12 protein-coding genes and 2 tRNA genes are annotated in these 12432 nt (G+C 47.4%); 7 read left to right on the forward strand and 7 right to left on the reverse strand.

The window, feature by feature from the left end; all coding sequences use genetic code 11:
* Positions 1–9: 9 nt before the first annotated feature.
* Positions 10–1686: a hypothetical protein gene (locus OP864_RS03930; protein WP_270099996.1), complete on the forward strand. Its 1677-nt coding sequence runs from the start codon at positions 10–12 to the stop codon at positions 1684–1686.
* A gap of 258 nt (positions 1687–1944) precedes the next feature.
* Here OP864_RS03930 and OP864_RS03935 read toward each other — a convergent pair.
* The 4 genes from OP864_RS03935 to OP864_RS03950 form a co-directional block, all read right to left on the reverse strand.
* A tRNA-His gene (locus tag OP864_RS03935) sits at positions 1945–2018 on the reverse strand.
* 107 nt (positions 2019–2125) lie between these two features.
* A tRNA-His gene (locus tag OP864_RS03940) sits at positions 2126–2199 on the reverse strand.
* A 61-nt stretch (positions 2200–2260) separates the two neighbouring features.
* A complete protein-coding gene (locus OP864_RS03945) occupies positions 2261–2617 on the reverse strand; it encodes a 4Fe-4S binding protein (protein WP_015691435.1) in 357 nt (118 codons plus the stop codon).
* Between the two features lie 384 nt (positions 2618–3001).
* Positions 3002–3451 carry a DUF5606 family protein gene (locus OP864_RS03950; RefSeq protein ID WP_270099997.1) on the reverse strand — a complete coding sequence of 150 codons (450 nt, stop codon included), beginning with the start codon at positions 3449–3451 and terminating at the stop codon, positions 3002–3004.
* 267 nt (positions 3452–3718) lie between these two features.
* Here OP864_RS03950 and OP864_RS03955 point away from each other — a divergent pair, with 267 nt between their 5' ends.
* Positions 3719–4504, forward strand: coding sequence for a hypothetical protein (locus tag OP864_RS03955; protein WP_270099999.1), 786 nt, complete (start codon positions 3719–3721; stop codon positions 4502–4504).
* A gap of 62 nt (positions 4505–4566) precedes the next feature.
* Here OP864_RS03955 and OP864_RS03960 read toward each other — a convergent pair whose 3' ends face one another.
* Complete coding sequence (locus OP864_RS03960; protein WP_270100000.1) at positions 4567–6072, reverse strand: GH3 auxin-responsive promoter family protein; 1506 nt, start codon at positions 6070–6072, stop codon at positions 4567–4569.
* A gap of 386 nt (positions 6073–6458) precedes the next feature.
* Here OP864_RS03960 and OP864_RS03965 point away from each other — a divergent pair, with 386 nt between their 5' ends.
* From OP864_RS03965 to OP864_RS03975, 3 genes are all read left to right on the forward strand, one after another.
* On the forward strand, positions 6459–8153 hold the full coding sequence (locus tag OP864_RS03965) for an OmpA family protein (protein ID WP_270100001.1): 1695 nt from the start codon (positions 6459–6461) through the stop codon (positions 8151–8153).
* Positions 8154–8229: 76 nt separating this feature from the next.
* On the forward strand, positions 8230–8700 hold the full coding sequence (locus tag OP864_RS03970; RefSeq protein ID WP_270100002.1) for a GNAT family N-acetyltransferase: 471 nt from the start codon (positions 8230–8232) through the stop codon (positions 8698–8700).
* Between the two features lie 202 nt (positions 8701–8902).
* Complete coding sequence (locus tag OP864_RS03975; RefSeq protein WP_432423427.1) at positions 8903–9478, forward strand: DUF481 domain-containing protein; 576 nt, start codon at positions 8903–8905, stop codon at positions 9476–9478.
* Between the two features lie 187 nt (positions 9479–9665).
* Here the strand turns inward: OP864_RS03975 and OP864_RS03980 are convergent, their stop codons facing one another.
* Both OP864_RS03980 and OP864_RS03985 read right to left on the reverse strand, forming a co-directional pair.
* Positions 9666–10193 carry a hypothetical protein gene (locus OP864_RS03980; protein WP_270100003.1) on the reverse strand — a complete coding sequence of 176 codons (528 nt, stop codon included), beginning with the start codon at positions 10191–10193 and terminating at the stop codon, positions 9666–9668.
* Positions 10194–10198: 5 nt separating this feature from the next.
* Positions 10199–10633 carry a DUF1801 domain-containing protein gene (locus tag OP864_RS03985; protein WP_270100004.1) on the reverse strand — a complete coding sequence of 145 codons (435 nt, stop codon included), beginning with the start codon at positions 10631–10633 and terminating at the stop codon, positions 10199–10201.
* A gap of 67 nt (positions 10634–10700) precedes the next feature.
* On the opposite strand from OP864_RS03985, the gene OP864_RS03990 reads away from it, so the two are divergent.
* Together OP864_RS03990 and OP864_RS03995 are read left to right on the forward strand one after the other, a co-directional pair.
* Complete coding sequence (locus OP864_RS03990; protein WP_270100005.1) at positions 10701–11369, forward strand: pyridoxal phosphate-dependent decarboxylase family protein; 669 nt, start codon at positions 10701–10703, stop codon at positions 11367–11369.
* Positions 11317–12153: a pyridoxal-dependent decarboxylase gene (locus OP864_RS03995; protein WP_270100006.1), complete on the forward strand. Its 837-nt coding sequence runs from the start codon at positions 11317–11319 to the stop codon at positions 12151–12153. Before OP864_RS03990 ends, OP864_RS03995 begins: the two co-directional genes overlap by 53 nt.
* The last annotated feature ends 279 nt before the right edge of the window (positions 12154–12432 follow it).

Genomic DNA, 12432 nt, shown 5'->3' on the forward strand with positions numbered 1-12432 from the left:
AGTTCGCTTATGAAAGAAGATTTTGACAAATTCGATGAATATAGCCGAGAACTCTTTAATGATTTTGAGGCAGAGGCAGATCATCTAGCAGAGGATTGGATGAAGTTGGAAGCCCATTTGGATGCTAGCCAACAGGAAGAGGAGCAATTGGACCAATTGGTCCTTGGCGCTTTGGGCAGTTTTGAAGCCAATGAGCTGAGCATGGCAGAGGATTGGGACCGTCTACAAACAGACTTAGACCTCAATGCCGAAGAGGCCGAAGAGCTAGATGCCCTCGCTAGGCAGGCCTTGGCAGCCTATGCCGCTACAGAGGAAGAAATGCCCGAGGATTGGAGCCGCCTAGAAGCAGCCCTAGAGGAAGAAAAAAAGGAGCGTCCCCCTGTCTTTTGGCTAAAAAGCATGGAGGCAGGCTTGCTATTGCTCTCGCTCTTTACCCTAATTAACCTCTTTTATTTGCACCCTATGCAAGAAAAAGCGGCCGGGGAAAAAGGAGCGTCTAGCAAGGCCAGCACCGCCAATGATTTGGCCCAAAATACGCCCCTAGCTAAGCCCAAAAGCGATCAAAAAGATTCGCCTTCTTCCTTATCGGCTGGAGAAAATACGGCCCTAAGTAATGCGCTTCGCCTTAGTGAGGAGCAGCCGCAAATTGCCATGGGCAGCCCCCTACTACAGCAGCAGCCCGCTGGGGCATTTTCGACGAGCTTTGGGGCTGGCGCAAAATTGCCCCCCTTTATTCAGGGCCAAAATTTTGCAAAAGCAGCCGCTGGAGCTCAGGCTAATCTTTTACTGGCTACTGCTCAAGAGGAAAGCATGGAGCAAGCAGAAAACAGCCCTCAGATAAAGGGAACAGAAGAAGAAGCTCGTCCGGAAGAAGCCAGCCCCAAAGCAACACAAAATAAGGAAGCCGCTGTTTTTGCGGCCCTCGACCTAGAAGATCAGGGGCTGCCCTTGGCCGACTATTTGGCCAAAAAGGACAGCAATGATTTGGATAAATTGAGAGAAGACCTCAGTTTTCAGCTCAAAAGTCCCTATAGTTTTCCTAAAATCTATAATCGCCATCGTCATTTGGGCCTATACACGGGCTTCAATTTGGGCCTAGGCGAAACGGCCCATTTGGGTAGTGGACAAGCGGGTTTGCAGTTTGGTCTACAGCTAGAGCAGGAGCTCAACAAAAATTGGGGCTTGTCTTTGGGCCTATTTTGGCAGCGACAAAACTATGCACTTTTCGAGCAATCTAGCCTCCTCCTGCCCGATGGCCAAAGCTACAACCGCCTAATCAATAAGGAGGAGGGCTTGCAGTTGTTGCAATTGCCTTTGCAGCTTCGCTATACCGTATATCGAGATAGCAAATGGGAGTTGCAGACCTTGGCGGCTGGCCTTTATCAGTTGTCTTTGCACCGACAGCAGCGGGGCCAAGAAGAGCTAATCGGACAACAGGCGGCGGGGCAAATCCTCCAAAGAAGCTATTTGCCGCATAACTCGCCCAATTCGGCCCTTTTGCAAGAGGGTAGCTGGGCCAACAACCAACAGTTTGCCTTGCAATTGGGCTTGGGGCTCGACCGCCAATTGGGCGACCACTACCGCCTTTCTTTGCAGGCTCATTATCTCCGCCAATTGGCCCAAAATGAACAGATGGCCGCTCATCATTTTCAGTTGTTGGTGGGCCTAAAATATCGCTTACCTTAATTCTTTTTTCCCATAATGTTTTGGGGCCCGCGGCCGCCCTTTTTAGGAGGGGCGGCCGCCGCTATGCTGCGGGGCTCACAGGTCTGTTCGGCCCTGCAGCCGCCTGCGGCGGCTTTGGTCTGGCCTTCGGCCACCCCTCCGCAGCGCTGGGCCTTTGGCCTGACGGCCATGGCGGCTTGGCCGCCTCCCAGCCCTTTAAGTTGGACCAAAAAAAAAAGCGAGATCGTGTAAACGATCTCGCTTTTGCTCTTAATGTAGGGAGGATGATGGGTTTCGAACCCACGACCTCCAGAACCACAATCTGGCGCTCTAACCAACTGAGCTACACCCTCCATCTTGAAGCGGTACAAATATAAAGCAGCTTTTTGGATAATCCAAGTTTTAGCCATAAAAAAAAAGCGAGATACTAAATAGTATCTCGCTTTTGCTCTTAATGTAGGGAGGATGATGGGTTTCGAACCCACGACCTCCAGAACCACAATCTGGCGCTCTAACCAACTGAGCTACACCCTCCATCTTGAAAGCGGCACAAATATAAGCTAGCAAAATGAAAGGACCAAATTTTCTAGGAATTTTATTCTTCGCTAGGGTGCATAATTGCTTTTTTCTTGAGTAGGGTGGCTTCATCCTCTACATGTTCGGGGTCTGGAACGCAGCAATCTACGGGACAGACGGCTGCACATTGAGGTTCTTCATGAAAGCCGACGCATTCGGTGCATTTATCGCTTACAATAAAATAGAAATCATCGGAAACGGGTTCGTTCATGAGGCCTGCATTGGCGGTTTTGCCGTTATGCAGTTCGAAATCGCCTTCTACTTCGGTGCCTTCTTCATAGGACCATTCTACGCCGCCTTCATAGATAGCGGTATTGGGGCATTCGGGTTCGCAGGCTCCGCAGTTAATACATTCGTCAGTGATAATAATGGCCATAAATAGAAAATTATAGGGCAGTAAAGAATCAGTTCAATGGGAAAAAGTCTTAGTCAGGGACTTTTTGTTTGGAGGGCTAATTATTTTGCGCTCCAATAAGAAACCCCAAAGATAGCAAGCAGTTTAAAGAAAGGGGAGAATTTGCGCCCAAAACTTTTGCCCTGCTTGCAGGGCTTTTGGGCAGCCGCGGGCTGCCTTTGTGGTGGCCTAGCGCTGTGGAGGGGTGGCCGCAGGCCAGACCGAGCTGGCAAAGCCAGCGAAGGGCCGAGCAGGCTTGCGAGCCCCGCAACATAGCGCCGCAGCTTTGCTGCGGAGGCCCCAAAACATAAAAAAAGCCAACCCTAAAAAAAGAGTTGGCTAAAACTTTATAGAAGCAAAGGCGGCTTAGGCCTCTGTATTTTCTTCTTCAGTAGATGTTTCTTCTTCTACAACGGGATCGGGTTCTAGGTCAATGATACCCCGATCGTTGAGGAAATTGAACCACTTAATAATTTTCTTGATATCAGAGATCAGTACACGGTCGGTATCGTGGCTGGGCAAAATTTCTAGAAAATAGCTACGGAGTTCTTGAGGCTTAGCTTTAGAGGTAGGCGTAGGCAACTGCTCGAGTTGGCTAAACATATTGCGAAACACCTGCTTGAGGTCTACGGTATCCTGTTCATCTTCCGTATAGATAGAGATAGATTCTAGGGGAGTAAACTGGTGTACTCGTCCAGAGGCGAACATTCTCTTTTTGCTATCTAGCTCTTCTAGAATAAGGCCATTGGGGCGGTTGGCAGCCATGCGATAAATGCCTGGGCGTCCGCTTACCGCCACGAGTCGTTCTAGGTTCATTATATATTACATTTATTTAAATAAAATCAAAAGCTAAAAAGGGCTACAATAAGGGCCCTCACAAAAGCATTAGGGTTTTAATGAGGAGAGGCCCATTATGGAGCGAAATCCAAAAATACAAATACATTTACTAATGTAAAGGGACAAGCAATTTTTTTTTATCTTGTCCTTAGTCCCTTAGACCTCACTCCATTCCCCAAAACCAAAAAATTATATTTCAATCTGCGGCCATTGGCAGGGCCAGGCCGGCACAAAAAAAAACACAGTATGAGAACGTTGACTTGTTTAGTATTGCTGCTCTTGGCAGGCAGTGGGGCATTTGCTCAGAAGGAAAAGGCCAGTGGGGTCAACTCTTTGCAGTATAGCGAGTTTATTCCGGTGGAACCCATTGAGTTTTATGATAATGTAGAGGTAGCCGATAATGAGGGCAATGTAGATCTGAAGTACATCAAGAGCATGGACAAGCGAGAGCTACTAGAGTACTTGACCAATGAAACGGTTTTGGTTTCTGTTGCAGAGGTAGATCCGACAGGAAAAATGAGTTTTATTCCGGGTCGAGTATCTGATAAGGGCATGCAATATATTGTGACCATGGACTACCTCAAGTTTGCCACCTTGGAGGTAAAAAAAGAAGGCGATGTCGCTGGCGAAGCTGCTGCTGGCGTGGGTTTCCGAGTGATCTTAAACATTTCTTCTCGGGCCAAGGACATCAACCTCAGTGATATTTTTAGTATTGGTATGGCTGCCACCGACAAAAAGGTGTATGGCTCTGTGCGGGTAGAAGCCATTGGTTTGCACGATCCCGAGGTCACTTCGGTGATTCCTTTGCCTAGCGAAATTAGCGGGGCTTCTATTCAGTCAGTTATGCAAGCCATTACTATTATCAAGTATAAAATTTATGATGAAAAGACGCGTCTCAATCCACAAATTGTAGGCGTACGCGGCACCAAAGAGGGCGTAACGCTTCAGGAACTCCGCGAGGCGGTTATGAAGTACCATAAGTTGGGCAAGAAAAATGTAGCCACCAACAAAAGTGCCCCCAGAAAGAAATAGTCTAGTCTCTACTGAGCAGAAAAAAGGCCAGCGAAATTCGCTGGCCTTTTTTGGTTTATCGATTAAGCGGTGGGAAACAACTCTCGGAGCTTATCGGCAATTTTGCGGTCATCGGATAGACGAGGTACCTTATTTTGTCCTCCCAGTTTGCCAATAGACTTCATATATTGTCGGAAGGCGTCGGCTGGAACTGGGCGGATTTTTAGTGGCTGCAAGATCTTATCTCGGACCAAATCCTCATAATAAATATTTTGTTTGCGCATAGCCAAATCGAGGCGCTCGGCCAGCAGCTCCAAGTTTTCTGGCAGCTGATCAAAGGCAACCCACCATTCGTGATAAGGCTTCCCCCCTTCTGGGGGCGTTACCTGTGGGGCCACCGAAAACTCCACCACCTTGGCGGGTTCTACCTCTAGGGCCTCTAAAAGGGCCTGCTCCACCTCTTTGCCAATCACATGCTCTCCAAAGGCCGAAATATAATGCTTGATGCGGCCCGTGACCAAAATCCGATAAGGGTCTTTAGAGATAAACTGCACCGTATCGCCAATGCTATAGCCCCAAAGCCCCGCATTGGTATTTAATACTAGGGCGTAATTTACGCCCAGCTCCACCTCGGCCAAAGAAAGGCGGGGCGGGTTTTCAGAAAAGTATTGGTCGGCAGGCACAAACTCGAAGAAAATGCCCGAATTGATATTGAGCAAAAGCCCGGGCGCATCTTGCTGGTCCTGATAGGCAATAAAGCCCTCCGAGGCGGGATAAGTCTCTACAGAGGGAATTCGCCCCCCCACCAAAGACTCTAATTTCTCTCGATAGGGCTCAAAATTGACGCCCCCATAAACAAAGATAGAGAGATTGGGAAAAACCTCTAAAACGGTCTTCTTGCCCGTCCGCTCCAATAGGCGCTCATAATACATTTGTACCCAAGGCGGAATCCCCGAAATTAAACGCATATCCGCATCCTTGGTCTCTTCTACAATGCGGTCCAGCTTTTCTTCCCAATCTTCTATGCAGTTGGTTTCATAAGAAGGCAGCTGGTTTCCTTTTAACCAACTGGGCACCAAATGGTTAGAAATACCAGAAAGCCGACCGAGCAAAATGTCGCCCTTTTTCTCTAGTGCTGGAGAGCCCGACAAAAAGATCATTTTCCCATCCATAAAATCGGCCTTGCCCGTCTGGGCAATATAATTAAATACCGAATTTCGGGCTGTTCCAAAATGGTTGGGAATACTTTCTTTGGTTAGGGGAATAAATTTGGCTCCCGAAGTCGTGCCCGAAGTTTTTGCATAATATTTGGGCCGACCTTTCCAAAGTACATTTTCCTCTCCCGCATTGATGCGCTCCACATAAGGCCGCAAAGCCTCATAATCAACCAAAGGCACCTGCTGCTTAAAGCTGGCATAATCTACAATTTTATCAAATTGATGGTCCTTGCCATAAGCCGTTGTTTGGCCCACCGCCACCAATTCTTGCCGGATTTTCTCCTGATAGTCCAGCCCCTTTAGCGCTTGCCCATTTTTTTGCTTACTGATGTAGCGAGCTAGCTGCTTTATAAGGAAAGATTTTATAGACATGAATATATTTTTTGATGATTTCTTAAAGGCGAAGATCCAAAATCAGGGGCAAAGGCAAAAGTATTTTCCTATTTTTTTGGGGCTGCCCCTCGCTGCGCTCGGGTCGGGCTGTCTCGCAGCTCGATCTTCGCTCGGCCCTGCAAGCTTTTTCGCTGCGCTTCAAAAGCTTTGGGTCTGCCGCCTGCGGCGGCCCTGCTGCCCATCCCTCAGCCTGCGGCCCTATCGGGCCTGTAGGACCGAAAAAGGCCAAAACATAAATTTTATAGATTAAATATAGAAATTAGACTAAAGCCCTGCTTTTCGGCAAGTTTTCTTATATTTGCCCACTGTTAAAGTAAGATACAAAACTGTTGTCCATCATTTTATTTCATACAAAAATTGTCAGAATGAAGAAGTTATATTTAAGCTGCTTATTGATGCTCTTGAGCTTTGGCATGGCCTCTGCCCAAGACTTGCAAGATAGCTTTGAACTTTACTTCGAGTTTAATCGTGCTATCCTAAAACAGGAAAGTAAAACGCAGATCGACTCTTTCTTGGAGGCCACTAAAGGCCGCCGTCTTGGTGTACGTATCGCAGGTTATACTTGTGATATCGGAACCGAAAACTACAACATGGGCCTCTCTGAGCGCCGTGCTGAATCTGCCTTTGAATACCTCAAGGAAGTCGGAGAACCCGAAGATAAAATGGAGCTATTCTTCTACGGAGAAAAAGATCTTAAGTACGGTCAAGGCGGTGTAGCCGAAAACCGTCGTGTGTATTTCCTCTTCACACTAGAAGATGATGACCGCGATACCCTTTTGCAAAAAGGTTGCTTGGAAGTATTCGTAGAAAAAGGAACCTTCAAGCCTAAAAAGAATAAAGACATTACCTTTACTTACAAAAGCTTGTCTACTGCTCGTGAAGTAGCTCAGGCCGGTATCAAAATGGAAGACGAAAACGGCAAAGGCGTTTATGCCAATGCTATCGCTTACTTTGATGCTAAAGTAGATGGCAATGCACTAGAAGCTGGCAAAACCCTTAAGGTGAAAATGCCCGCAGTTGGCGAAGATGCCGAAGGCTTTATGCTTTATACTGGCGTAGATAATGGCGGAACAATTACTTGGAAAAGCACAGGTAAGCCCTGTGGTAGCCTAGTAAAAGAAGGCGATTGCTCTACCTATAACTTCGAAATGGAAGTAAACGGCTACTGTGGCTGCCTTAAGCCCCGCGCTTGTGAAGAAGATTGTAGCGAAGACCCCTTCGGTGGTGAGCGTCTACCCAATCTAGAAGCTGCCGATATCCGCTATAGCAGCGAAGGTTCTGTGGCCCAAATCAAAGATGGTACTTATACTCAAGACATCGCCAACATGGATGTTCAAGTAGTAGATGAGCCCAACAAAGAGTCTGATTGCGACATCTGCGAGCAGTTCCAGTACGGTATCGCTACCGAAGATTGGTTCCCCGCTTATGCTAACATGAATGATAGCAAAAACGTAATCGTTAAGGCTAAAAACTCTGCTGGCGAAGCTCAGCAAGGTGATGGCAACCGTGGCATGCGCATTATGCTTCCCCGCGATAAAGTAACTGAAACTAACCCTGTTTTGCTTACTGGCCGCCTTACAAAGCAAGGCTACATGAAGTGGGAAACTTCTAAGTATGAGCAAGCTACTTGCCTTGGTCCTATCAACTGTGATTATATCGTTTTTGATGTTCCTGCTACGGGTAACTACAAGTTGGGCGAATGGAATGAAGAGCCTAAAGCTCCAGGTGAAGATACTTATGTACTCAAAACTCGTGTACTCCGTAACTCTACTATCCTTGTAGCCAACAAGAAAACAGGCTATGTTTACCGTGCGAAAAATGTAACTCGCAAAGGTAAAACTCGTACCAAAGAGTACCACATCCGCCAAGATGATAACATGGATGATATCATCATTCTTCAGCGCTACCAGCACAAGAAGAAGGCACAGAAAAAGCGTTATGCTGAGGTGAAATTGACTGACCTTAAGTATAAGAAGAAAAAGAAAATGTACGTACTCCGTAAGCGTACTAGCAAGAAAATCAAAGAGTGGGACGAAATGGACCTCAACCTTTGTAAATAATTGCTTCTTTAAGCTTTAATTTTAAGGGCCCGCTGCTGTAGCAGCGGGCCCTTTTTATCATGATAAATACCTAATTATGTCTATTCAAATTCGCCCAGGTAACCCCCAAGATATTCCCGCCATTCATGCCCTTGTCCGAGAGCTCGCTATTTATGAACAAGCAGAAGCCGAGCATACGGTAAGTATAGAAGAAATGAAAGGACACGCCTTTGGCCCCCAAGCCTATTTCTCTTTCCTAGTAGCCGAAAATGAGCAGGGCCAAATTTTGGGAATGGCGCTTTATTTCTTTAGTTATTCTACCTGGAAAGGCCCCTGCCTCTATCTAGAAGATTTGGTGGTTAAGGAAGATTGCCGCCGCCAAGGTATTGGCCAACTCCTTTTTGATGAACTCCTGCATATTGCTAAAACAAAAAAAGTGGGCCGAATGAGCTGGCAGGTACTCGATTGGAATGCGCCCGCTATTGCTTTTTATAAAAAACTAGGTGCTCAACTTGATGAAAGCTGGATTAACTGTCAATTTAGAAAAGAATTTATTGAAAACTATTAAGCTATTTCTATTGCTACTTTTGGCCCTCCCACTAAAGGCCCAAATCTTAAATGCCGATGCACTGGCCCCAAAACTAGACTCTAGCCGAGCCTTTCATTTATTTGGCCAAGGAAATCTAAGCATCACAAAATGAAATTATACCCCCATCTATAGCTTTACTGGCCAAGCCGAATGGGCCTACCGCTCTGGCCAACACCGCCTAATGCATAGCAATTATTACCGCCTGCTCCGATCGGCTGGAAAAAACACCCTAAATAGCGGCTATACCCATCTACGCTACCGCTTAGAACCCGAAGAAGGCCTGCAATATGAACTTTTTGCCCAATTTCAAGGCGATCAAATTCGGGGAATGCAAGAGCGCTATCTCTTGGGCGGAAACCTGCGCTTAAAGCTTTGGCAAAAAGAGAAAACGAACCTCTTTTTGGGCCTAGGGGGCATGTATGAATCAGAAAAATGGACCTATTCCGCTGTGGAGGATAGCCTGCTCCCCGCCGATATTAGTGATTTTTATACCCAATATGCTAAGCTCAATTTTTACTTGAGCTACTGGGAGGATTTTAACCCAAAACTACGCACTCAATTGGTCCTTTATCTACAAACAAGGCCCGATAGCGAATGGCAAAAGGCCCGCATTTTTGTTTCTAATGAATGGAGCTGGAAAATAGCCAAACATTGGGCGCTGGCCTTTGGAGCCCAACTCAATTATGAGCTAGCCCCGCCTGTTCCCCTTGCTAAGTTTTATTATACTACCTCTTGGGCCCTAAAGTATAGCTGGTAGCTAACGGTCCTACAGGCGGCAAAGCCGCCGCAGGCTGAGGGGCTGTAGCAGGGCCGCCGAAGGCGGCAGACCAAAGCCCGAAGGGCTGCAGGGCCGAGCAGACCTGCGAGCTGCGCAATGGCCCGACCCGAATGCAATGAGGGGCAGCCCCAAAAAAAAGACGACCTAAAATAGATCGTCTAAAAGATTAGTAGAGTTGTTCTAGCCCTTTTAAAGGCCCCATTTGCTCCTCTATCTCATTTTCCCAACTTTGCTCCAAGCGTCGGCCCAGATGCAAAAAGAGCTTTCGGTCTTTGGGCGTCCACTCGCAGCGGGCGCCCTTGTTGCTGTTCAGAACCCGCTCTTCAGATAGTGCTGTGTACAAAATATGTTCATTTTCATCCATCTCGAAGTGTAGGGCCTGCAACAGCCGCTCTTTGTCCTCAAAATGGCCCTGAATGCGCAGCAAGGCCTGCCCTCGAATTTTCTTGAGCTTGATTTTTTCAATCTTTAACCCCAATTCCTCATGATGAAAAGGGAGCTTGCTCTCTAGCCGAGCCACAAACTCTTGGGCTTGGGCCTCTGCCTTTTCGGGATATTGAAGATGAACAAACTCCATTTTGAAGCTTTGCTTTTTAAAATCGAGTTCCAAAAGGGCCTCTTCGGCCAAAACTGGGCTTTGCATTTGGAACAAAAGCGCCGTGAAAAAAAGGAGTTCGTTGAGTAAAATAGCCATGCTGCTTACTTTTTTGATTCATAAATAGAGATCCAAGCCTGAGGGGTCATTTTTTGGGCCAATTCTTCAATAAGGGGCCAAGGAATATGCCCCGCTTTTTTCCAACGAATACAGCTTTTCCCCATATTTAGCTTGTATTTGCTGCCTGCGGCATAGGCTGCTGTCCACCAATTGAGTAGCTCCTCATCGGCATAAAGCCCAAAGTGATATAGGGCCAAATGACTTTTTTGAGCTGCCAAACTGATGAAGGGCAAGGGCTGCCCCGGCTTCGCATGATAGCCCTGCGGATAACGGCTCAAAGGAACCTCAAAATGCAACATTCGCCCATCAAAACGCTCTGTAAAGCCAGTAGGTAGCTGCTGCCGAAGTAATTCGGCTAGTTTTTCAAGCGCTTGGGCCTTTTCTTCAGGCAATTGCGCTAAATAGTCGCTGAAATTCATAGAAAACTTTTTTTTGAACAAACATTTAGTTTATTTTAAAGGAGTTTTTCACTACATACTATAAGTTATGAACAAGATACCGAATAAAGGCCAAGATCAGCAGCAAATTTTAGCGCAATTAAAGGCCTTTAAGGGACAAGATTTGCCCTGGCAAGCTGGAAAAATCTTCGCCTATATTTACCAAACCACCCCCGAGGCTAAGGCGGTGGCCGAGGCGGCTTACCTTTCTTTTTTGCCCGAAAATGGCTTGGACCCCACGGCTTTTCCCTCCCTTTTGCATTTGGAGCAGCAGATTATTGGACAGCTAGCGCCTTTGTTGGGCGGTAATGAGGAGGTTAAGGGTAATTGTACCTCTGGCGGGACCGAAAGCGTGATTTTGGCGGTAAAGGCGGCCCGAGATTATGCCCGAGCCAAGTATCCCAATCAAAAAGAGTTTGAAATTTTGGTCCCTTCTACGGCACATCCTTGCTTTTATAAGGCGGCTCATTATTTAAATATTGGCATTCAAGCTATAGATGTAGACCCGCAAACGCAGCGCCTAAAGGTGGCCGATATGCGGGCCGCTATTAGCGAAAAGACGATTTTGTTGGTGGGCTCTGCGCCTTCTTATGCGCATGGCGTGATGGACCCCATCGCCGAGCTTTCTGATTTGGCCCTAGAAAAAGATTTGCTTTTGCATGTAGATGCTTGCGTGGGCGGTATGTATTTGCCCTTTTTTGCGGCAGTTGGGCCATGAGGTTCCGCCTTTTGGCTTTGAGTTGCCAGGCGTGACCTCTATTTCTTGCGATTTGCATAAGTTTGGCTATGTGCCCAAGGGCTGCTCTACGATTTTGTACCGCAATAAGGAGCTCCGCCAACATCAGATTTTTAGTTGCTCGCAATGGCCGGGCTATACGGTGGTCAATCCCACAGTTTTATCGAGTAAAACAGGGGCGCCTATGGCGGCTGCTTGGGCCATGTTTCAATATATGGGCCTAGAGGGCTACCAAAATGCGGTGGCAGATTGCCAGGCGGCTAGAGATGCTGTGATTGCAGCTTTGGAGCAGTTGCCTAGCTTAGCACTGATTGGCCAGCCCGATATGAGTTTGCTGGCTTTTGCGAGTAAAGATGAGGATCTCAGCATTTTTGATTTGGCCGATCAGCTCAATGAAAAGGGCTGGTATGTGCAAGTTCAATTGGCGAGCCCGCATTCTCCTGCAGCTATTCATTTGAGCATTAGCCATTTTAATTGCCCACATATTCCAAGTTTTGTCGCTGATTTGCAGGAAACTGTAGCCGAGCTCATGAGTAATCCTGTAGAAGAAAATGAGCTATTAGCTGCCCTCGACCATTCGATGCTGGCCCTTTTGATGGAAGATTTTGATCCCGCTATGTTGGGCCAATTTCAAGAATTGATGGGCCTAGAGTCTGCAGAAGGTGGCTTACCGGCCGATATGGGCGCCGTCAATCAATTGCTCAATGTTCTTTCGGCCAAGCAACGAGAAGATGTTTTGCTGGCCTTTATGAATGAGTTGATTTAATTTTTGGGGCCTGCCGCCTTCGGCGGCCGGGCTATTGCGCAGCTCGCAAGTCTGCTCGGCCCTGCGCGGGCTTTGCCCGCTGGCTCGGCGGCTTTGCCGCCCTGCTGCATATCCCTAGGCCGCTCATCCGATGAGCATTTTTTGCAGCTGTCGCCTTTGGCCCTAAAACGGCCCCTTTTAAGCGGTATTCCTCGCTTCGCTCCTCATTCCTTAATATTAACCCGCCCACCCTCCCCTCCAATGGATTCCCTAAGGAATCCATTGGGGGAGTTTGGGCCA

This window comes from Saprospira grandis (assembly GCF_027594745.1).
Classification (GTDB): domain Bacteria; phylum Bacteroidota; class Bacteroidia; order Chitinophagales; family Saprospiraceae; genus Saprospira; species Saprospira grandis.